Annotated in this window: 24 protein-coding genes; 22 read left to right on the forward strand and 2 right to left on the reverse strand. The window is 54.7% G+C overall.

From position 1 onward, the window contains the following. Positions 1–170: 170 nt before the first annotated feature. Positions 171–1,127, forward strand: a complete 957-nt coding sequence (gene rluC / locus RAC60_RS17475; protein ID WP_039341117.1) for a 23S rRNA pseudouridine(955/2504/2580) synthase RluC — start codon at positions 171–173, stop codon at positions 1,125–1,127. Positions 1,128–1,139: 12 nt separating this feature from the next. Here rluC and RAC60_RS17480 read toward each other — a convergent pair whose 3' ends face one another. After that, positions 1,140–1,727, reverse strand: a complete 588-nt coding sequence (locus tag RAC60_RS17480; RefSeq protein ID WP_058701390.1) for a nucleoside triphosphate pyrophosphatase — start codon at positions 1,725–1,727, stop codon at positions 1,140–1,142. 140 nt (positions 1,728–1,867) lie between these two features. On the opposite strand from RAC60_RS17480, the gene yceD reads away from it, so the two are divergent. The 14 genes from yceD (at position 1,868) to ptsG (ending at position 14,098) form a co-directional block, all read left to right on the forward strand. Beyond that, positions 1,868–2,389 (forward strand): 23S rRNA accumulation protein YceD, encoded by a 522-nt coding sequence (gene yceD / locus RAC60_RS17485; RefSeq protein WP_058701389.1) that lies wholly within the window; start codon positions 1,868–1,870, stop codon positions 2,387–2,389. A 14-nt stretch (positions 2,390–2,403) separates the two neighbouring features. Continuing rightward, positions 2,404–2,574 carry a 50S ribosomal protein L32 gene (rpmF, locus tag RAC60_RS17490; RefSeq protein WP_003849870.1) on the forward strand — a complete coding sequence of 57 codons (171 nt, stop codon included), beginning with the start codon at positions 2,404–2,406 and terminating at the stop codon, positions 2,572–2,574. A 25-nt stretch (positions 2,575–2,599) separates the two neighbouring features. After that, entirely contained in the window at positions 2,600–3,640 is a 1,041-nt protein-coding gene (gene plsX, locus RAC60_RS17495; protein WP_033737556.1) for a phosphate acyltransferase PlsX, read from the forward strand. Then, positions 3,641–4,594: a beta-ketoacyl-ACP synthase III gene (locus RAC60_RS17500; RefSeq protein ID WP_006118831.1), complete on the forward strand. Its 954-nt coding sequence runs from the start codon at positions 3,641–3,643 to the stop codon at positions 4,592–4,594. A 16-nt stretch (positions 4,595–4,610) separates the two neighbouring features. Continuing rightward, the gene (gene fabD, locus RAC60_RS17505; RefSeq protein ID WP_006118832.1) at positions 4,611–5,543 is read left to right on the forward strand and encodes an ACP S-malonyltransferase; all 933 of its coding nucleotides are present in this window, start codon (positions 4,611–4,613) and stop codon (positions 5,541–5,543) included. A gap of 10 nt (positions 5,544–5,553) precedes the next feature. After that, on the forward strand, positions 5,554–6,288 hold the full coding sequence (gene fabG / locus RAC60_RS17510; RefSeq protein ID WP_006118833.1) for a 3-oxoacyl-ACP reductase FabG: 735 nt from the start codon (positions 5,554–5,556) through the stop codon (positions 6,286–6,288). Positions 6,289–6,440: 152 nt separating this feature from the next. After that, positions 6,441–6,677 carry an acyl carrier protein gene (acpP, locus tag RAC60_RS17515; protein WP_003849865.1) on the forward strand — a complete coding sequence of 79 codons (237 nt, stop codon included), beginning with the start codon at positions 6,441–6,443 and terminating at the stop codon, positions 6,675–6,677. Positions 6,678–6,762: 85 nt separating this feature from the next. Then, the gene (gene fabF / locus RAC60_RS17520; protein ID WP_033737555.1) at positions 6,763–8,004 is read left to right on the forward strand and encodes a beta-ketoacyl-ACP synthase II; all 1,242 of its coding nucleotides are present in this window, start codon (positions 6,763–6,765) and stop codon (positions 8,002–8,004) included. A gap of 121 nt (positions 8,005–8,125) precedes the next feature. Beyond that, a complete protein-coding gene (gene pabC / locus RAC60_RS17525; protein WP_039341093.1) occupies positions 8,126–8,941 on the forward strand; it encodes an aminodeoxychorismate lyase in 816 nt (271 codons plus the stop codon). Continuing rightward, positions 8,938–9,957, forward strand: a complete 1,020-nt coding sequence (gene yceG / locus RAC60_RS17530) for a cell division protein YceG (RefSeq protein ID WP_006118836.1) — start codon at positions 8,938–8,940, stop codon at positions 9,955–9,957. The genes pabC and yceG overlap by 4 nt, the downstream gene beginning before the upstream one ends. Beyond that, the gene (gene tmk, locus RAC60_RS17535; RefSeq protein WP_039341090.1) at positions 9,947–10,582 is read left to right on the forward strand and encodes a dTMP kinase; all 636 of its coding nucleotides are present in this window, start codon (positions 9,947–9,949) and stop codon (positions 10,580–10,582) included. The genes yceG and tmk overlap by 11 nt, the downstream gene beginning before the upstream one ends. After that, complete coding sequence (gene holB / locus RAC60_RS17540; RefSeq protein WP_324028638.1) at positions 10,579–11,568, forward strand: DNA polymerase III subunit delta'; 990 nt, start codon at positions 10,579–10,581, stop codon at positions 11,566–11,568. The genes tmk and holB overlap by 4 nt, the downstream gene beginning before the upstream one ends. An 11-nt stretch (positions 11,569–11,579) precedes the next feature. After that, complete coding sequence (locus tag RAC60_RS17545; protein WP_039341084.1) at positions 11,580–12,371, forward strand: metal-dependent hydrolase; 792 nt, start codon at positions 11,580–11,582, stop codon at positions 12,369–12,371. A 290-nt stretch (positions 12,372–12,661) separates the two neighbouring features. Further along, positions 12,662–14,098: a PTS glucose transporter subunit IIBC gene (ptsG, locus tag RAC60_RS17550; RefSeq protein ID WP_006118840.1), complete on the forward strand. Its 1,437-nt coding sequence runs from the start codon at positions 12,662–12,664 to the stop codon at positions 14,096–14,098. Positions 14,099–14,212: 114 nt separating this feature from the next. On the opposite strand, the gene RAC60_RS17555 is transcribed toward ptsG, so the two are convergent. Next, positions 14,213–15,787 (reverse strand): methyl-accepting chemotaxis protein, encoded by a 1,575-nt coding sequence (locus RAC60_RS17555; RefSeq protein WP_324028637.1) that lies wholly within the window; start codon positions 15,785–15,787, stop codon positions 14,213–14,215. A gap of 616 nt (positions 15,788–16,403) precedes the next feature. Between RAC60_RS17555 and hinT the strand changes: the two genes are divergently transcribed. From hinT to RAC60_RS17590, 7 genes are all read left to right on the forward strand, one after another. Further along, a complete protein-coding gene (hinT, locus tag RAC60_RS17560) occupies positions 16,404–16,754 on the forward strand; it encodes a purine nucleoside phosphoramidase (RefSeq protein ID WP_006118842.1) in 351 nt (116 codons plus the stop codon). A gap of 20 nt (positions 16,755–16,774) precedes the next feature. Then, on the forward strand, positions 16,775–17,143 hold the full coding sequence (locus RAC60_RS17565) for a YcfL family protein (protein ID WP_033737550.1): 369 nt from the start codon (positions 16,775–16,777) through the stop codon (positions 17,141–17,143). 10 nt (positions 17,144–17,153) lie between these two features. Then, positions 17,154–17,756: a penicillin-binding protein activator LpoB gene (lpoB, locus tag RAC60_RS17570; RefSeq protein WP_324028636.1), complete on the forward strand. Its 603-nt coding sequence runs from the start codon at positions 17,154–17,156 to the stop codon at positions 17,754–17,756. Beyond that, entirely contained in the window at positions 17,740–18,552 is an 813-nt protein-coding gene (thiK, locus tag RAC60_RS17575) for a thiamine kinase (RefSeq protein ID WP_324028635.1), read from the forward strand. Before lpoB ends, thiK begins: the two co-directional genes overlap by 17 nt. 39 nt (positions 18,553–18,591) lie before the next feature. Next, entirely contained in the window at positions 18,592–19,632 is a 1,041-nt protein-coding gene (gene nagZ / locus RAC60_RS17580; RefSeq protein WP_039341068.1) for a beta-N-acetylhexosaminidase, read from the forward strand. Positions 19,633–19,671: 39 nt separating this feature from the next. Further along, complete coding sequence (gene ycfP / locus RAC60_RS17585) at positions 19,672–20,214, forward strand: alpha/beta hydrolase YcfP (protein ID WP_006118847.1); 543 nt, start codon at positions 19,672–19,674, stop codon at positions 20,212–20,214. A 202-nt stretch (positions 20,215–20,416) separates the two neighbouring features. Further along, entirely contained in the window at positions 20,417–21,721 is a 1,305-nt protein-coding gene (locus RAC60_RS17590; RefSeq protein WP_072209544.1) for an NAD(P)/FAD-dependent oxidoreductase, read from the forward strand. The last annotated feature ends 20 nt before the right edge of the window (positions 21,722–21,741 follow it).

A 21,741-nucleotide genomic window follows, 5' to 3' on the forward strand; every position in this document is an offset into this window, starting at 1 on the left:
ACTTTAACTGACTGATCAATTTTCTTTACATTTTAAGAACCCTGCGACAGAAAGCGCATTCAGGCTGTTGAAAATGCCAGCAATCTGATTGCTCATCCCGACGCTACGCAGAGAGTTAAGCACATAAAAAGGGGTGGCGCTATCAGGGGACACTATTTAGAATCGCCGCCATGAAAACAGAGAATCCCGGCGTACAGTTTGTCGCCATCACGGCTGAAAACGCCGGACAACGTATTGATAACTTTTTGCGCACCCAGTTAAAGGGCGTGCCGAAGAGCATGATTTATCGCATCGTGCGAAAAGGTGAAGTGCGCGTGAATAAAAAACGCATCAAGCCTGAATATAAACTCGAAGAGGGCGATGAGGTGCGCATTCCGCCAGTACGAGTGGCGGAGCGTGATGAGGACGCTGTCTCGCCCAAACTGGCCAAAGTTGCCTCACTGGCTAACGCCATCCTCTTTGAAGACGATCATTTGCTGGTCATGAACAAACCGTCCGGTACAGCCGTACACGGCGGCAGCGGCTTAAGCTTTGGTGTGATTGAAGGACTGCGCGCCCTGCGTCCGGAAGCGCGCTTTCTGGAGCTGGTACATCGCCTTGACCGCGATACGTCCGGCATTTTACTGGTGGCCAAAAAGCGCTCAGCATTGCGTTCGCTGCATGAACAGCTGCGTGAGAAGGGCATGCAGAAAGATTATCTTGCGCTGGTGCAGGGCAACTGGCCCTCGCATATCAAAGTGGTTCAGGCGCCGCTGCTGAAAAATATCCTGCAAAGCGGTGAACGTATGGTGCGTGTCAGCAGTGACGGCAAACCGTCGGAAACCCGCTTTAAAGTGGAAGAACGTTTTGCGTTTGCCACGCTGGTCAAAGCCAGTCCGGTAACCGGGCGTACGCACCAGATTCGTGTACACACCTTGCACGCCGGTCATCCCATCGCCTTTGACGATCGTTACGGCGAGCGCGACTTTGACAGCAAACTGGCCTCTACGGGGCTGGATCGGCTCTTCCTGCACGCCGCTGCGTTGACATTTACGCACCCGAATACAGGGGAAACCCTGCGTATGGAAGCGCCGCTGGATGACACGTTACAGCAGTGCCTGACGAAGCTGCGCCAGCAAAAAAACTGACGCAGGGCGGCATCACGCTCCCAGGGGATTGATGCCCGCTTCACGCAGCATCGCGCTGAGCGCGATAAGCGGTAGTCCCACCAACGCATTCGGATCGCGCCCTTCAAGCCGGTCAAATAAGCAGATGCCCAGTCCTTCACTTTTGAAACTGCCGGCGCACTGGAGCGGTTGCTCTTTCTTTATATAGTTGGTGATGTCGGCCTGACTCAGCGCGCGGAAATGCACGGTAAAAGGTTCGCAGCACTGCATCAGCCGCTGGCTGGCAGGGTGGTAGAGGGCGAGGCCGGTGTAAAAGGTTACGCGGTTGCCACTGGCAGCGCGCAGCTGTGCTTCTGCGTTCTGCGCCGTATGGGGTTTTCCGGTAATCCTGCCGTTAAGGACGCAGACCTGATCGGAACCAATGATCCAGTGATGTGGATAACGCTCAGCCAGCGCCTGAGCTTTGGCTATGGCGAGGCGCGTAACCAGATCCTCTGCGCGTTCATTTTCTAACGGCGTTTCATCTGTCTGGGGTGAATCCACTGTAAAAGGCAGGCCAAGCTTGTTCAGCAGCGCCTGACGAAACGGTGAGGTTGATGCTAAAAGAATCGATGCTGTCATTTTTTTTCAATATTGATAGCGAATTGGTGGCAGTCATTTTAAACTGTGCGCCGCACTGGATGCGAATAGTGGTTGAAAGATGCTGTCCAACGGCCTTTTTCTTTGACTCTATGTGATTACAAAGTTAATATGCGCGCCCTATGCAAAAGGTAAAATTACCCCTGACGCTGGACCCCGTCCGCACCGCTCAAAAACGCCTTGATTACCAGGGTGTTTATACCTCGCAACAGGTAGAGCGCGTGGCTGAGTCGGTCGTCAGTGTGGACAGTGATGTTGAATGTGCCATGTCGTTCGCGGTTGATAACCAGCGTCTGGCAGTACTGACGGGTACTGCTGATGTTCAGGTTACGCTTCGTTGTCAGCGCTGCAACCAGGTTTTTCCACATCATGTTCACGTAAGCTATTGCTTCAGTCCTGTTTCATCTGATGAGCAGGCCGAGGCGTTGCCGGAAGCGTACGAGCCGGTTGATGTCAACGAATTCGGTGAGATCGACTTGCTGGCGGTTATCGAGGATGAAGTTATTCTCGCGCTGCCTGTGGTTCCGGTGCACGATTCTGAACACTGTGAAGTGTCCGAGGCGGACATGGTCTTTGGCCAATTGCCTGCAGAGGCAGAAAAACCAAACCCATTTGCCGTATTAGCCAGTTTAAAGCGTAAGTAATAGGAGTAAGGTCCATGGCCGTACAACAGAATAAACCCACCCGTTCTAAGCGTGGTATGCGTCGTTCGCACGATGCGCTGACCACTGCTGCTCTGTCAGTAGATAAAGTTTCTGGTGAAACTCATCTGCGTCACCACATCACTGCGGATGGTTACTACCGCGGTCGCAAGGTTATCGTTAAGTAAGATCTTTGCTTAGCAAGGCGATACCTTGACACGTTTGACCCTGGCTATCGATGCCATGGGCGGGGATTTCGGTCCCTGCGTGACGGTGCCTGCAGCATTGCAGGCACTGGCCTCTCATTCGGAACTTATCCTTCTTCTGGTCGGAGACCCCGACATTCTCACGCCATTGCTTGCCAAAGCCGATTCCGCCCTGCTGGCGCGTTTGCAGGTTGTCCCTGCCGAATCCGTTATTGCAAGTGATGCGCGACCCGCACAAGCCATACGTAACAGCCGCGGCAGTTCAATGCGAGTGGCGTTAGAGTTGGTGAAAGAAGGGCGGGCAGAGGCCTGCGTCAGCAGCGGCAATACCGGCGCGCTGATGGGGCTGGCGACATTATTACTGAAGCCGCTGGACGGCATTAAGCGTCCGGCGTTGATGACCGTTTTACCCCACCAACATCAGGGAAAGACGGTCATTCTGGATTTAGGTGCCAACGTCGATTCTGACAGTGCGATGCTGGTGCAGTTTGCGGTAATGGGCGCGGTCATGGCCGAAGAAGTGTTGGGCATAGCGCATCCCCGCGTGGCACTTCTCAATATTGGCCATGAAGAGCATAAAGGGCTTGAAAGCATTCGCGATGCGGCGTTAAGTCTGAAGGCATTACCGCAAATTAATTACATTGGTTACCTTGAAGGTAATGATTTGCTGACCGGCAAAACGGACGTGCTGGTTTGTGATGGTTTCGCTGGAAACATCACACTGAAGACAATGGAAGGCGTGGTAAGAATGTTCCTTTCTCTGCTGAAATCATCGGGAGAAGGTGAAAAGCGGTCGTGGTGGCTGACGTTGCTGGGGCGCTGGGTTAAAAAGCGTTTGGTCAGGCGTTTCGGCCATCTCAACCCCGACCAGTATAATGGCGCTTGTCTGTTAGGATTGCGCGGGACAGTGATCAAGAGTCATGGCGCAGCAAATCAACATGCCTTTGCCATGGCGATCAATCAGGCCGAGCAGGCGGTGAGGCGGCAGGTTCCTGAACACATTGCCGCCCGTCTGGACGCTGTATTAGCCAGGAGTGACAAAGCCTAGATGTTTACCAAAATTATCGGTACGGGCAGTTATTTGCCCAGCCAGGTCCGCACCAATGCCGACCTGGAAAAAATGGTGGAGACCTCGGACGAGTGGATTGTTACCCGTACCGGCATCCGTGAGCGCCGTATTGCTGCGCCGGATGAGACTGTTGCAAGTATGGGCCACCAGGCAGCACAACGTGCCCTGGAGATGGCGGGCGTCGATGCCAATGACGTGGGCCTGATCATTGTGGCGACCACGTCTTCCAGTCATGCCTTCCCCAGCTCTGCCTGCCTGATTCAGCAGATGCTTGAAATCAAGGATTGCGCCGCGTTTGACCTGGCTGCGGCCTGTGCAGGCTTTACTTATGCGTTAAGCGTTGCCGATCAATACATCAAAAATGGTGCAGTGAAACATGCGTTGGTCATCGGTTCTGATGTCCTGGCGCGTACGCTCGATCCTGAAGATCGTGGCACGATCATTCTGTTCGGTGACGGTGCGGGCGCAGTGGTACTGGGTCAAAGTGAAGAGCAGGGCATCATTTCTACCCATCTGCATGCTGATGGCCGTTACGCCAAATTGCTGACGCTGCCTTATCAGGATCGCGCGCATCAGGATCAACCCGCTTACCTGACAATGGCAGGTAATGAAGTCTTCAAAGTGGCCGTGACAGAACTGGCGCACATCGTTGATGAGACCTTGCAGGCGAACAACATTGCGCGTGAAGAGCTGGACTGGCTGGTGCCGCATCAGGCAAACCTTCGCATTATCAGCGCCACGGCGAAAAAACTGGGCATGACCATGGAAAAAGTGGTAGTCACGCTGGATCGTCATGGAAATACCTCAGCCGCATCGGTGCCCAGCGCACTGGATGAAGCCGTGCGCGATGGCCGCATCAAACCCGGACAACTTATTTTGCTGGAAGCCTTTGGTGGTGGATTCACCTGGGGTTCTGCGCTGGTTCGCTTTTGATTGACAGGAACTGAAAATGACGCAACTTGCTTTTGTTTTCCCAGGTCAGGGCTCACAGTCTGTGGGCATGTTGACAGAACTCGCTGCCGCTTATCCGGTGGTTGAAGAGACGTTCCGTGAAGCCTCTGAGGCCCTCGGTTATGATCTGTGGCAGTTAGTGAGCCAGGGGCCCGCGGAAGAGTTGAACAAAACCTGGCAGACGCAGCCTGCGCTGCTGGCCGCTTCTGTGGCGATTTACCGTGTCTGGCAGCAGCAGGGGGGCAAACAGCCTGTGCTGATGGCGGGCCACAGCCTGGGCGAATATTCTGCGCTGGTCTGTGCGGGCGTACTGGATTTCGCGGACGCAATCAAACTGGTTGAACTGCGTGGTAAACTGATGCAGGAAGCCGTGCCAGAAGGCACCGGTGCCATGCAGGCGATCATCGGTCTTGATGATGCGGCCATTGCGAAAGCCTGTGAAGAAAGTGCGCAGGGTGAAGTCGTTTCGCCGGTGAACTTCAATTCGCCAGGCCAGGTCGTTATCGCGGGTAACAAAGATGCGGTAGAACGTGCAGGCGCGGCCTGCAAAGCGGCGGGTGCCAAGCGCGCGTTGCCGCTGCCGGTCAGCGTACCTTCGCATTGTGCACTGATGAAGCCTGCGGCGGAAAAACTGGCACTGACGCTGGAAACGCTCACCTTTAAAGCACCCCAGGTGCCGGTGATTAACAACGTCGACGTGAAAGCCGAAACGGATGCCGACGCGATTCGTCAGGCGCTGATTCGCCAGCTTTACAGCCCGGTACGCTGGACAGAAAGCGTAGAGGCGATGGCTGCGCAGGGCGTGACGCAACTGATTGAAATGGGTCCGGGTAAAGTGCTCACTGGCCTGACCAAACGTATCGTAGATGGCCTGTCTGCGGCAGCGGTGAACGATACTGCGTCATTGACTGCGGCACTTGCACAGGAATAAGAGGAAAATCATGAGCTTTGAAGGTAAAGTAGCGCTGGTAACGGGCGCGAGCCGCGGCATTGGCCGTGCGATTGCAGAAACCCTGGCGGCACGTGGTGCAAAAGTGGTGGGAACTGCAACCAGCCAAAGTGGTGCCGATGCGATCAGTGCTTACCTTGGCGATAAGGGACTGGGCCTGCTGTTAAATGTGACAGATGCCGCTTCCATCGACAGCGTTTTAGAGAAAATTCGCGCTGAATTTGGCGAAGTGGACATTTTGGTCAATAATGCAGGCATTACGCGTGATAATTTACTGATGCGTATGAAAGACGATGAGTGGCAGGATATCCTTGATACCAACCTCACATCAGTTTTCCGTCTTTCTAAGGCGGTGATGCGTGCCATGATGAAAAAGCGCATGGGACGTATCATCACCATTGGTTCCGTTGTCGGAACCATGGGTAATGCGGGTCAGGCAAACTATGCTGCAGCAAAAGCGGGTTTGATTGGCTTTAGCAAATCACTGGCGCGGGAAATCGCGTCACGTGGCATTACCGTCAACGTCGTGGCTCCGGGCTTCATAGAGACCGACATGACGCGGGCACTGAACGAAGATCAACGTTCCGGTATTCTGGCAGAAGTGCCTGCGGGTCGCTTAGGCGAAGCGCAGGAAATTGCTAATGCTGTTGCATTCTTAGCCTCTGACGAAGCAGCCTACATCACGGGTGAGACGCTGCACGTCAATGGCGGCATGTATATGGTCTGATAATCACGAAATCATTTGCATTATTTGCGTATAAAACCGCACAATAGCGTAAATCGTGGTTAGACCAGCCGGGATTTTGTTGCATCTTTTTCAACATTTTATACACTACGAAAACCATCGCGAAAGCGAGTTTTGATAGGAAATTAAATAGTATGAGCGATATCGAACAACGCGTTAAGAAAATCATCAGTGAGCAGCTGGGTGTGAAAGAGGAAGAAGTGACCAACTCTGCATCTTTCGTAGAAGACCTGGGTGCCGATTCTCTTGATACCGTTGAGCTGGTAATGGCTCTGGAAGAAGAGTTTGATACTGAAATTCCAGACGAAGAAGCTGAGAAAATCACTACCGTTCAGGCAGCGATCGACTATATCAATAGCCACAAAGGCTAATGAATATCTTCAGGCGGTCAATTGACCGCCTGAGTTTTATGTTTGCCCCACAATAGTCATTTTTTTCCCTCCCTGGAGGACGAACGTGTCTAAGCGTCGTGTAGTTGTGACTGGTCTTGGCATGTTGTCTCCTGTCGGCAATACCGTAGAGTCTACCTGGAGTGCTCTCCTTGCCGGTCAGAGCGGCATTAACCTGATCGACCATTTTGATACCAGCGCCTATGCAACACGCTTTGCAGGTCTGGTAAGAGATTTCAATTGCGATGACTTTATTTCCCGTAAAGATCAACGCAAGATGGATGACTTCATTCAGTACGGCATCGTGGCAGGCATTCAGGCCATGCAGGACAGCGGTCTTGAAGTGACCGAGGAAAATGCAGGCCGGATTGGCGCGGCAATTGGTTCGGGCATTGGTGGTTTGGGTCTGATTGAAGAAAACCATACCTCGCTGGTGAACGGCGGTCCGCGTAAAATCAGCCCTTTCTTCGTGCCTTCCACAATCGTCAATATGGTGGCGGGACATCTCACCATCATGTATGGCCTGAAAGGCCCCAGCATTTCCATTGCGACCGCCTGTACTTCTGGCGTTCACAACATTGGTCATGCGGCACGTATCATCGCCTATAACGATGCTGACGTGATGCTGGCAGGTGGCGCGGAAAAAGCCAGTACACCATTGGGTGTAGGTGGGTTTGGCGCGGCGCGTGCACTGTCTACACGTAACGACAACCCACAGGCGGCAAGCCGTCCATGGGATAAAGACCGTGATGGTTTTGTACTGGGCGACGGCGCGGGCATTATCGTACTGGAAGAGTACGAGCATGCTAAGAAGCGTGGCGCTAAAATCTACGCGGAAATCGTGGGCTTTGGGATGAGCAGCGATGCCTACCACATGACCTCGCCACCGGAAGACGGCTCTGGCGCAGCCGCAGCGATGATCAATGCGCTGCGTGATGCACAGATGACGCCTGACAGGATCGGTTACGTCAACGCGCATGGCACGTCAACGCCAGCAGGCGATAAAGCCGAAGCGCAGGCGGTGAAATCAGTGTTTGGTGAGGCTGCCAGCAAGGTTATGGTCAGCTCAACTAAATCAATGACCGGCCATTTACTGGGTGCGGCAGGCGCGGTTGAATCGATCTATTCGATTCTGGCGCTGCGCGATCAGGCGGTTCCACCGACCCTGAACCTGGATAACCCGGACGAAGGTTGCGATCTTGATTTCGTTCCTCACACTGCACGTCAGGTGTCTGGACTGGAATATACGCTGTGTAACTCTTTCGGTTTCGGTGGCACTAACGGTTCACTGATTTTCCGTAAAATCTAAACCTGGCGTTTATGATTGCTTAAAAGGCCCGCTATGCGGGCCTTTTTTCTGTCCAGCGACGAAGAGAAACCGATAAAATCACCGTCATGACAACCACGATATCGATACGGGAGACGCGGTAATGTGGATTAACGGCATCGAACAATCTCATCTCACGGCCCGCGATCGCGCCGTACAATTTGGCGATGGCTGCTTTACCACGGCCGCTATCATCAAGGGCAATATCGCGCTGTTTGACTGGCATATTCAGCGGCTACAGCAAAGCTGCGAACGCCTGTGGTTACAGAATGTTGACTGGCAGGCTCTGGCGGGGGAAATGTTGCAGGCGGCCTCGGGCCATGACAGCGCGGTGCTCAAAGTCATTATCAGCGCAGGCAGTGGGGGACGCGGTTACAGCCGTGCGGGCTGCAGCGGGCCGACGCGTATTGTCTCGGTCTCTGACTGGCCCGGGCACTATGCTGCGTTAGAAAATACCGGTGTCAGGCTGGTGGTCAGTCCGGTCCGGCTGGCACGCAACCCCCAGTTTGCCGGGCTAAAACATCTCAACCGGCTTGAACAGGTGATGATTCGTGCCCATCTTGAGCAGACAGACGCGGATGAAGCCCTGGTGCTTGACACCGAAGGTTGGGTGGTGGAATGCTGTGCGGCCAATTTATTCTGGCGGAGCGGCAACACGATCTTTACGCCCCGGCTGGATCAGGCTGGCGTTGACGGCATTATGCGGCAGAATCTGATAGCGCAAATACGTGCAGCAGGACAGAGTTGTCAGGTGGTGCAGGCGACGCTGGCGGCGCTGTTAGCCGCAGACGAAATTGTCATCTGTAATACGCTCATGCCCGTCTTGCCCGTTCGACAACTTGATGCGGTGACCTTTCATCAACGCACATTGTTTAACCAGCTACAGGCAAGCTGTAAAACGATAATGGAAGCAGAATGAGTCGAAGCAAAAAAATTATTGCGGGTGTGCTGGCAGTGCTGCTGGCGGCCGCAGGCGTCAGCTACTGGCAGGTGAAGCAACTTGCTGCCAGCCGTCTGACCCTTTCCCAGGAAACGATTTACACGCTGCCCGCCGGGACGGGCCGTGTGGCGTTAGAAGCCCAGCTGGAAAGTCAGCATATTATTCCCCACAGCATCTGGTTTGGCGCGTTGCTGAAGTTTGAGCCTGAACTGGCAAAATTCAAAGCCGGGACCTATCGTCTGGAACCGTCAATGACGGTGCGCGAGCTACTGGCGTTGCTGGCCAGCGGCAAAGAGGCCCAGTTCCCGCTGCGCTTTGTAGAAGGACAACGCCTGCAGGAGTGGCTGAGTGAATTACGCCAGGCACCTTATGTAAAACATACGTTGCCTGATGATAAGTATGCCACCGTGGCAAAGGCGCTCAGGCTGGATGAAAATCAGCTGGAAGGGAGCTTCTGCCCGGATACCTATCTGTATACCGCCAATACAACGGATATTGCGTTGCTGACGCGTGCGCATCAGCGAATGCAAAAGATGGTTGATGAAGTCTGGCAAGGCCGCATGGACAACCTGCCCTACAAGAATGAGCAGGAGATGGTGACGATGGCGTCGATCATTGAAAAAGAGACGGGCGTCAGTGAAGAGCGGGCGAAAGTGGCCTCTGTGTTTATTAACCGACTGCGGACGGGCATGCGCCTGCAGACCGATCCGACCGTGATTTACGGTATGGGCGCAGCCTACAATGGCACGCTGACACGCAAAGATCTGGAAACAGCGACGCCGTACAATACCTATATCATCAGTGGTTTGCCGCCAGGCCCGATTGCGATGCCGAGTAAGGCTTCATTGATTGCCGCCGCCCATCCGGAAAAAACCAACTACCTCTATTTTGTGGCGGATGGCAAAGGTGGACATACGTTCACGACCAATCTTGCCAGCCACAACAAGGCCGTCCAGGCTTACCGGCTTGCGTTAAAGGAAAAAAATGGACAGTAAGTTTATTGTGATTGAGGGCCTGGAAGGCGCGGGAAAAACCACGGCCCGTGAGGCCATTGTGGCAACGTTACAGGCACACGGGATTGAAGACATCGTCTTTACCCGTGAACCCGGCGGTACGCCGCTGGCTGAACAGCTCCGTATTCTGGTGAAGCAGGGCATTGAGGGCGAGCAGGTGACCGATAAAGCGGAACTGTTAATGCTGTACGCCGCCCGTGTCCAGCTGGTCGAAACCGTGATTAAACCGGCCCTTGCGCGCGGCGCCTGGGTGGTGGGCGATCGGCATGATCTCTCCTCTCAGGCTTACCAGGGCGGCGGCCGTGGGGTTGATGCCGGACTGATGCGTACATTGCGTGATACGGTGCTGGGGGATTTTCGTCCTGACCTGACGTTGTATCTGGATGTCACACCGGAAACAGGATTACAACGTGCCCGCGCTCGTGGTGCGCTGGATCGCATCGAGCAGGAGTCACTGCGCTTTTTCGAACGCACGCGTGACCGCTACCTGGCCCTGGCGGCGGAAGATGCGACGATTCGGACAATCGATGCGACGCAGCCTCTGGAACAGGTGACCACCGCGCTGCAATCCACATTGTCTGCCTGGCTGGCGGAACAGCGGGCATGAACTGGTATCCCTGGCTAAACCAGCCTTACCGGCAGGTGATTGCACAGCACCAGGCGGATCGCGCGCATCACGCGCTGCTGGTGAATGCCATGGAAGGCATGGGCGATGATGCCCTGGTGTGGGGAATGAGCCGCTGGCTGATGTGTCAGTGCCGCGACGGACTGAAAAGCTGCGGTCACTGTCATGGCTGTCAACTGATGCAGGCAAACACGCATCCTGACTGGTACCGGCTGGAAGCCGAAAAAGGCAAAGCCACGCTCGGCATTGATGCCGTGCGCCAGGTGACGGAAAAAATGTACCACCATGCACAGCAGGGCGGGGCTAAAGTCGTCTGGCTGCCCGATGCGTCGCAGCTCAGTGATGCGGCAGCGAACGCCTTGCTGAAAACCCTTGAAGAACCGCCGGCAAACAGCTGGTTCTTTCTGAGCAGTCGTGAACCTTCGCGTTTGCTGGCGACGCTGCGCAGCCGCTGTATGGTGTTAACGCTGGCACCGCCAGACGAAGCCCACAGTCTGGCATGGCTCAGAAAGCAGGGAGCGTATGACGAGTCACACTTACTGGCTGCGCTGCGCCTGAGTGCGGGCGCGCCCGGTGCCGCCCTGGCGCTGCTGGATGAGCGAGCATGGCAGGCAAGGCAGGCACTCTGTGATGCCCTTGCCAGCGCCCTGCAACAGGACATCCTGCAACTGCTTCCAGTACTGAATACTGATAACCCAGGCACGCGCATAGGCTGGCTGCTGGCGTTGATACTGGATGCCATCAAGTGGCAGCAGGGTGCGACACAGTGGCTGATCAATGTGGATCGTCAGGATGTAGTGGCGATGCTGGCGCAGCATTTCTCGCAAACGGCGCTGAACAACAGCGCTCAGGACTGGATGCGCTGCCGCGAAACGCTGTCAGAGGTTGCGGCAGTGAATCGTGAACTTTTGTTAACTGACAGGCTACTGAGCTGGGCGGACAACCTGAAGCCCGCAGTACCCGGCTGACTGAGAAAACTATGTTTATTGTTGATTCCCACTGCCATCTTGATGGCCTTGACTATGAAAAAAACCATCAGGATCTTGATGACGTGATCGCCAAAGCGGCAGCGCGCGACGTCAGGTTTATGCTGGCGATTGCCACAACGTTACCTGGCTTTAGCACGTTAAAGGCGCTGGTAGGCGGTCGCGAAAATATCGCACTCTCCTGCGGTGTACATCCGCTGAACCAGGAGGAACCTTACGATGTCGACGAATTCCGTCGGCTGGCCGCCGATCCACAGGTGGTGGCCTTGGGTGAAACCGGACTGGATTATTATTACCAGCAGGAAACCAAAGCGCAGCAGCAGCACTCGTTTCGCGAGCATATCCGTACCGGGATCGCGCTGAACAAGCCGATCATCGTGCACACGCGTGATGCGCGTGAAGATACTCTGGCGATTCTGCGTGAAGAACAGGTTGAACGCTGCGGCGGTGTACTACACTGTTTTACGGAAGATCAGGCGACAGCGGCGAAGCTGCTGGATATGGGGTTCTACATTTCTTTCTCAGGGATCGTGACGTTCCGCAATGCTGAGCAGATACGCGAGGCGGCACGCTATGTTCCCCTTGATCGTATTCTGGTTGAAACCGATTCGCCCTATCTGGCACCTGTACCTTATCGCGGCAAGGAGAATCAACCGGCCTATACACGCGATGTAGCGGACTATCTGGCGGTACTGAAAGGCGTGGATATCGAGACGCTGGCGGCAACCACCACGCAGAATTTCTCCACGCTTTTCCATATCCCCATGAGCCGCCTCGGCGCCTGACAGTTAGTTTATTTCAGGCTTTGTAATAAATACGAAATATCCGCTGCTGACTCTGTTTTTGTCCAACAGAGTCAGAGGATTTCGCTGAAAAAATAGGCGGTTATGCACGTATGTTTACCCGTCTGAGCGCTCTGGTTTGCGAAACGTGATAGCCGTCAAAGTAACGAGGCGTAATTTATTTTACCCTTCGTAATAAATCAAAATGGCGGATAACGTCAACCGGTAAAGAACCTCCCTCTTTACCACGCGCACTGCGCGAAAAACGCACTCATATTCAGGAGTTTCACGTTATGTTCAAAAACGCTTTTGCCAACTTACAAAAAGTTGGTAAATCGCTCATGCTGCCGGTGTCGGTTCTGCCTATCGCCGGTATTTTATTAGGAGTAGGTTCCGCCAATTTCAGCTGGTTACCTGTGGTCGTCTCACATGTTATGGCGGAAGCGGGCGGCTCGGTCTTTGCGAATATGCCGTTGATTTTTGCCATCGGTGTTGCGCTGGGCTTCACCAATAACGATGGCGTTTCGGCCCTGGCGGCGGTAGTGGCTTATGGCATCATGGTGAAAACCATGGCCGTGGTGGCACCGTTAGTGCTGCATCTGCCTGCGGCAGAAATTGAGGCCAAACACCTGGCGGACACCGGTGTGCTGGGCGGTATTATTGCCGGCTCCATCGCGGCTTACATGTTCAACCGCTTCTATCGCATCAAGCTGCCTGAGTATCTGGGCTTTTTTGCGGGCAAGCGCTTTGTGCCGATTATTTCCGGTCTGGCGGCTATCGCGATGGGCCTGGTACTGTCATTTATCTGGCCGCCGGTCGGTTCAGCGATTCAGGATTTCTCACAGTGGGCAGCCTATCAGAACCCTGTGGTCGCTTTTGGTATTTACGGCGTGGTTGAACGTGCGCTGGTGCCATTTGGTCTGCACCACATCTGGAACGTCCCTTTCCAGATGCAGATTGGTGAATATACCAATGCGGCAGGTCAGGTCTTCCACGGCGATATTCCGCGCTATATGGCGGGTGACCCAACCGCAGGTAAACTGTCGGGGGGCTTCCTGTTTAAGATGTATGGCTTACCTGCGGCCGCCATTGCGATTTGGCATTCGGCAAAACCAGAAAACCGGGCGAAAGTGGGCGGCATCATGATTTCGGCTGCACTGACCTCGTTCCTGACCGGGATTACCGAGCCGATCGAATTCTCGTTCATGTTCGTTGCGCCTGTCCTGTATGTCATCCATGCGATCCTGGCCGGTCTGGCGTTCCCGATTTGTATTCTGCTCGGCATGCGTGATGGCACCAGCTTCTCTCACGGACTGATCGACTTTATCGTTCTGAGTGGTAACAGCAGCAAAATCTGGCTGTTCCCGATCATCGGGATGATTTATGCGGCGGTTTACTACACCGTGTTCCGTGTGCTGATCGTTAAGCTGGATCTGAAAACGCCAGGCCGTGAAGACAGCGCCAGCGAGCAGTCGTCATCAGCAACCGGCACCGAAATGGCGGGCAAACTGGTTACGGCGTTTGGCGGTAAAGATAACATTACCAACCTGGATGCCTGTATTACCCGTCTGCGCGTCAGCGTGGCGGATGTCAGCAAGGTCGATCAAACAGAACTGAAAAACCTGGGTGCACGCGGTGTGGTCGTGGCAGGTTCAGGGGTTCAGGCCATTTTCGGCACCAAATCTGATAACCTGAAAACCGATATGGATGACTATATCCGTAAAATGTAACAGGCCGTAGCGTACGTTTTTGCCTTTCATAAACAGCGTTGAGTTCCGACTCAACGCTGTTTTTTTATGGCATGACATAACGGCATGACGGCGATAACCTGTTTTGGGCTGGCTTTAGCTGGCCTGACGCGTCACAAATTTAGAGGTCGTCTGCAACAGCAGATCGGACAACCGTTGCAACTGAGCTGTGGCCGCCGCCGTTTCTTCAACCAGTGCCGCATTCTGCTGCGTATCGCTGTCCATCTGCGCCACGGCAATGCCGACCTGTTTCACGCCGGTGCTCTGCTCATGGCTTCCGGTGCTGATTTCGGCAACCAGATCGTTAACGCGATGAATCTCTTTCACCACCGCCTTCATGGTCTCGCCCGCCACGCTGACATTATTCACCCCGGTTGCTACCCGCGAGTGGCTCTCCGTAATCAACGCTTTGATTTCCTGAGCCGCCACGGCACTGCGTTGTGCCAGACTGCGAACCTCACCGGCTACCACAGCAAAACCCCGTCCCTGATCGCCCGCCCGGGCCGCTTCGACCGCCGCGTTAAGCGCCAGGATATTGGTCTGAAAAGCAATGCCGTCAATCACGCTAATGATTTCCCCTATCCGGCTGCTGCTGTCCTGGATAGCGTGCATGGTCTCTTCTACATCCGAGACGGACTGGCCGCCGCTGGCCACAATCTGAAACGCGTGTTTGACGACATCATTGGCCACCCGCGCATTATCTGCATTGCTCTGTACTGCCGAAGAGAGCTGTTCCATTGAGGCGCTGGTTTCTTCCAGTGCAGATGCCTGAGACTCGGTACGGCGTGACAAATCCTGCGTGCCGTTGGCGATTTCTGCGGAGGATTTTGCCACCTGCTCAGCGGCGTCCTGAACTTCACTGATCAGATCGCGGATGTGCTGACGCATCACAGACAACTGAAAAATCAGGCTGGAGGTATCACCGGGTTTTGTTTCGTTGTGCCCGTGAAGGTCACCACGCGCAATCAGTCCCGCCATGTGGACCGCCACTTCCGGTTCCGCCCCCAGTTGCTTCATGACGGAGATAAAAATCAGCGTACCGAGTACGCCGCCGGCGAGGAAGGTCAGACCGATTAACAGAATGAGCGTGAACGAGGTACTGTCTATGTGGGAAACATTGTCATCAATGACCTGATGCACAGAGGCGTTGTAAATCTTCACGGCCTCCAGCAGCGGATCTCTGACAGCGACGTGCAGACGGTCGGTGTGCGTGGCAATTTCCTTCAGGGCGCCCGGAATGTCGTTATTGTTCGCCAGCGCATAAACCCGCTGCATAGAGGCCAGATAGTCCGGCCAGGCCTGCAACACTTTTTGCGTAATCGCGACCAATGCGGGATCCTGGGACTGTTTCAGAAAATCCACTGCGGTCTGGACCGACTGCTGTGATTTTTGGTTAAATTTTACCGTATTTTGACGGGATTCGGCCGCGGTGACGTTGCCACCCGGAAAAACATACGCATAGCCCCGACGAAAGTGGGTCGCCATTTCGCGGGCCGCCACGTTCATCATCTGAACCGGTTCAAGCCGCGATGTGTATAACTGCTGTTCTGACGCCGCCAGTGTTCTGAGAGAATGAAGACAGATAACGGCAATAATGACCATGGCGATGAGGAAAAAAGCGGTGAGAAAAATCAGTCGGTGTGACAGTTTAACGCGTTGTAAGAATCGCATAATTAACATCCTGTTTAACGGTTAATTGTAATCGTTTTCATTCAGGCACGTTATTGCGCATCAAGATTTAACGGCCTGAAGCGGTGTAAAACGCGACGTGCTCGGGATCAAACTAATCCGACACGTTATTTATAGTTTCGGCAAGAAATGATAGGGCTTTAATGATCAAATGTTGCAACCTTTTGCTGTTACCCCCGCTCAGTAATGCAGGGACTTAAGCAACGCCCGTCACGCTGTGGATGAGCCGACTGTTGGGGTCAACAGTGCGTAGAGCAGAAAGGGCTGTTGTTGCACGGAAAGACAGCGGGTGATATCCGTCAACCCGGCCAGGACAGCAGGGGAGCGGAGACTGTGGCAACGACCCAACGTTTGCAGGGCTGCTGCGCGTGAAAACCAGAGATACGTGATCGTTTCATTACCCGGCAGGTCGCAGGAAAGGAGACGATACTGACTGTGGGGTGATAAAAATGGAAAGGCCCGTTTCGTGCCCTTACAAGGGCGGAAATGCGTTAAACACCGCCACTTAATGTAAGAAAGAGCGGCGCGAGGTTGAAAGAAAACGAATTTCTCCCGCATACTGAGAGATTATCTACCCAGGCTAAAGGAACTGCTCTCTATGGCTGAAGAAACGATTTTCAGTAAAATCATCCGTCGCGAAATTCCCGCCGACGTGGTTTATCAGGATGAACTGGTCACGGCGTTTCGCGATATCTCGCCTAAAGCCCCCACGCACATCCTGATTGTCCCTAACATTCTTATCCCGACCGCCAACGATGTTGAGGCGGCACATGAGCAGGCGCTTGGCCGGATGTTCACGGCGGCGGCGAAGATTGCGCGTGAAGAAGGGATTGATAAAGAGGGTTATCGCCTGATCGTCAACTGCAATCAGCACGGTGGTCAGGAAGTTTACCATATTCATATGCATCTGGTAGGCGGTAAACCGCTTGGTCCGATGCTGTCACATTGATCCCTGAAGGGGACTTTGCTATGCGTTCATGGCTGACAGGACTGGCCGTTTTGCTGAGTCTGACCGGTTGCAGTAGTGATAAACCGATGATCAATACGTCTCAGTCGCTGGTGATGGAATCATCCGTGCTTTCAGCGGGCATTATTACCGATGAGCCCACGCTGGATGACCACGACGGTCAGAAACGTGCCAGCAGCATACTCTACAATCAGCGTGAAACGCCGGTTGTGGTGCACTATCGTTATTACTGGTACGACGATAAAGGGCTGGAAATAACGCCGCGTGAACCCGCGCAGATTGTCACGGTGCCGCCTGACGGCAGCGTCGCTGCGGTGTCGCAACTGGGTAACCTGACGGCCAGCAAGGTTCGTCTCTATATCTATCTCTGAGGACTGTTACGTGATTCGCAGTGTTAATCGTATTGGCGCACTGATGATGGCGCTTATTCTTTCGGGCTGTGTGTTGAAACAGCAGCAGCCTGCCCCCGTGGAACAGCAAACTCAGCCCGAGGAACAGACTCAGCCCGTTCCTCAGCCTGAGCCGCAGCCGGTTCCTCAGCCTCAACCCGTTCCGCAGCCGCCAAAGCTGGTGACAATTAACTGGGATGCCACCGTACAGCCGCTGGTCGCCCAAATGGTGCGTGCCGCAACTGTGCAGCCGGGCAGCGTGCTGTTGGTAGATCGTATCAAAAACAACACCAACGGTTCACTCCAGTCGGAGAAGGCAACCAGTGCCATTCAGACGGCGCTGAACAACAATGGTAAGTTCAGCCTGGTGTCGCCGGAGCAGCTGGCGCAGGCCAAACAGGCGCTGGGGCTTTCGCCGGACGACAGTCTTAACTCACGCAGTAAAGCGATTGGCCTGGCGCGTAACGTTAACGCCCAGTATGTGCTTTACAGCACGGCGAAGGGTGACGTCAAAACGCCGACCATCCAGATGCAGCTCATGCTGGTGCAGACGGGCGAAATTATCTGGTCGGGCAACGGTGTCGCCCAGAATTAATACCGCTTTTTTACAGCTGATTCAGGCTACAACGGGTGAGCAGCCGGTCAACCTGACCTCACTCGCGGGCTTAACCGGGCAGAGTTGTCGCATCCTGACCGCACAGGGACGCTATCTTCTCCGCCCGGCACCGCATCCCGCGATACCGTTCGTTAATCGCCAGCGCGAGCACCGTGTGTTGCGCAAGTTGCAGCCCAGCGGGCTGGTGAACGCGCCGCTGGCGGGTAACCGCCATGGCCTTATCCTGCCCTGGCAGGAAGGTGAGGTGCTGGATGAGGCGGGTTTTCGTGCACAGCGGTACGAGGTGATTACGCTCCTCCAGCGGCTTCATCACCAGCCGCTGACCGGTTATCGTGTCGTGCTGTTACCCCTGCTGTGGCAATACTGGCAGCAGTGCCAGCAGCGTCAGTATTGCTGGCTGCGCCAGCTAAAACGGCTGACAGAGCAGGGTGAGCCGCGTCCGTTGCGCCTTGCCCCGCTGCATATGGATGTTCATCCTGCCAACCTGATCCAGTCATCGCAGGGGCTGCATCTTATCGACTGGGAATATGCCGCGGACGGGGATGTGGCGCTGGAGCTGGCCGCCGTCTGTTTAGCCGTGCCGGATCAGCAAACGGGTTGGCTAACCGACTATGCTGAGCGGATGCAGTTACCGCTGGCTTCACTTCAGCGTCAGGTTCGTCGCTGGCAACCATGGCTGCACCTGCTAGTGGCCAGCTGGTATCAACTGCGCGCAGAACAGAGTGGCGATGCCCAATTACAACAGCTGGCTCAACAGAGCTGGTCACAGATTTAACGGCTTTGCGCAGAGGCGCAGAGAGACAGGATACAGGTTATGACAACACGTTTTCCCGGCCCACTCATGCTGGACGTTGAGCGTTTCGAGCTGGATGCCGAAGAGCGCGACATACTGCGCCATCCGCTGGTAGGTGGCGTGATTCTTTTTGCCCGCAATTACCACGATCCGGCGCAACTGGCCGAGCTGGTCCGTCAGATCCGCGCCGCGTCGCACACTCGTCTGGTTGTGGCCGTCGATCAGGAAGGTGGGCGGGTACAGCGTTTTCGTGACGGCTTCACCACACTACCGGCGATGCAGTCATTTGCTGCGCTCCACGATATGAGCACGGCAGGGGAGTTGGCCCAGCAGGCAGGCTGGCAGATGGCCGCCGAAATGATAGCGATGGATATCGACATCAGCTTTGCGCCGGTGCTGGATATCGGCCACATCAGTGCGGCCATTGGCGACCGCTCATTTCACGCGGATCCGCAGATCGCCCTCGCGATAGCGCGCCGCTTTATTGCCGGTATGCATGAGGCGGGAATGAAGACGACCGGTAAGCATTTCCCCGGTCATGGTGCGGTCAGCGCAGATTCCCATAAAGAAACCCCGCGCGACAATCGCCGTGAAGCCGAGGTGCGTGAGCACGATATGGCCATTTTTCGTACGCTGATTCATGAACAGGCGCTGGATGCCATTATGCCTGCCCATGTGATCTACAGCGAAGCGGACCCGCTTCCTGCCAGCGGATCACCCTACTGGCTGAAAACGGTGTTACGCCAGGAACTGGGCTTTAAGGGCGTGATTTTCTCTGACGATCTCTCCATGGAAGGTGCCGCCGTTATGGGCAGCTATGCGGAGCGTGCGCAGCAGTCACTGTCTGCCGGTTGTGACATGGTTCTGGTTTGTAACGATCGCAAGGGCGCCGTCAGTGTCATAGATAATTTGACCCTGATCGAAGCGGAGCCAGTCATGCAGTTGTATCATCGTGGAACCCTGAGCCGGGAGAGCCTGAAAGCGAGTCGCCGCTGGAAAGACAATGCGCAGCAGCTCAGTGCGCTACAGGCGCGCTGGCTGGCACATAAAGCCGCGTTATAGCCATCAGGTTGCCCGGCGCGACAGCCATAGAGGATAAACATGATTATTTATCTGCACGGTTTTGACGCGACGAGCCCGGGCAACCACGAAAAAGTGTTGCAACTGCAGTTTATCGATCCTGATGTCAGACTCATCAGTTACAGCACCCGTCATCCTAAACATGACATGCAATTTCTGCTGAAAGAAACGGATAAGATGCTGGGCCTCAGTGATGATCCCCGTCCGCTGATCTGCGGAGTCGGCTTAGGAGGCTACTGGTCCGAGCGTATTGGTTTTTTATGCGGTATCCGTCAGGTCCTGTTTAATCCCAACCTCTTTCCCTTCGAGACCATGGAAGGCAGGATTGATCGTCCTGAAGAGTACCTGGATATAGCCACCAAGTGCGTCAGCGATTTTCGCGAGCGTAATCGTGACCGCTGCCTGACCATTTTAGCGCGTCATGATGAGGCGCTTGACAGCCAGCGCACCGCGACGCTGCTCCAGCCTTATTACCCCCTTATCTGGGACGAAAGCGAAAGCCATAAGTTCCGGAATCTCTCGCCCCATCTCCAGCGAATCAACGCCTTCAAAACCACCGTGTAACACAACGCGGCAACCGCACGATGCCGGGCTTTATGCCAGGAACAGTCTGCTAAATTTGATGTACATCAATTTTCTGAGGCCCATCCGGGGCCGTCATGGTATTCTGCCTTCAGATAGCGATGTTATGTCGCCAACCCTATGTTTATTAAGGTTTAATTTAACCATTGATTAACTTTTGGTTCACAATTTGAGGGGGTCCTTGTTGACTGCATCTGTTAAGAAAATTGTTATTGTTGGCGGCGGTGCCGGCGGGCTGGAAATGGCCACGCAACTGGGCCACAAGCTGGGGCGTAAAAAGAAAGCCGAGATCATTTTGGTCGATCGCAACCACAGTCACTTGTGGAAGCCGCTGCTGCATGAAGTCGCTACCGGATCGATGGATGAAGGGATTGATGCGCTGAGTTATCTGGCGCATGCCCGTAATCACGGTTTCCAGTTCCAGCTGGGTTCGCTCACTAACATCAACCGCGAAAAGAAAGTGATTCAGCTGGCCGAAGTGGTCAATGCGCAGGGGGACGTATTAGTGCCCGAGCGCGAACTGGCCTACGACACGCTGGTGATGGCGCTGGGCAGTACCTCAAACGACTTTGGGACGCCGGGCGTCAAAGATCACTGCATTTTTCTTGATAACCCGCACCAGGCTCGCCGTTTCCATAACGAAATGCTCAACCTGTTTCTGAAATTCTCGGCCAGTGAAGGGGCGCTGGAGAAGGTCAATATCGCCATCGTCGGGGGCGGAGCAACAGGCGTTGAGCTGTCGGCGGAGCTGCATAATGCCGTGAAGCAACTGCACAGCTATGGCTATAAGGCGCTCGACAGTGAAGCGCTGAACGTAACGCTGGTGGAAGCGGGCGAACGTATCCTGCCAGCCTTACCACCGCGTATTTCGGCGGCGGCCCATCAGGAACTGTCAAAGCTGGGTGTTCGCGTGCTGACACAAACGATGGTCACCAGCGCAGATAAGCAGGGCCTGCACACGAAGAGCGGCGAATTTATCGAAGCCGATTTAATGGTCTGGGCAGCGGGCATCAAAGCGCCTGATTTTATGAAAGGCATCGGTGGACTGGAAACGAATCGCATTAATCAACTGGTGGTCAAAGACACGCTGCAAACCACGCTGGATGAGAATATCTACGCTATCGGCGACTGCGCCTCCTGTGCCTTGCCGGGTGGCGGATTCGTGCCACCGCGTGCGCAGTCAGCTCATCAGATGGCGTCCTGTGCGCTGGATAACATCCTGCTGCAGTACCGGGGCAAACCGTTGAAAGCCTACGTCTATAAAGACCACGGCTCGCTGGTGTCGCTGTCGCGCTTTAGTACGGTAGGAAGCCTGATGGGCAACCTGATGCGTGGCTCTATGATGATTGAAGGGCGCATCGCCCGTGTTGTCTATATCTCCCTGTACCGCATGCATCAGGTCGCTCTGCATGGCTATATCAAAACTGGCCTGATGATGGTGGTGGGGAGCCTGAACCGGGTGATTCGCCCCCGGCTGAAACTGCACTAAGAGTACGGGGCGGATTCGCC

It is taken from the genome of Pantoea sp. BR_17, assembly GCF_041955125.1.
Classification (GTDB): Bacteria; Pseudomonadota; Gammaproteobacteria; order Enterobacterales; family Enterobacteriaceae; genus Pantoea; species Pantoea stewartii.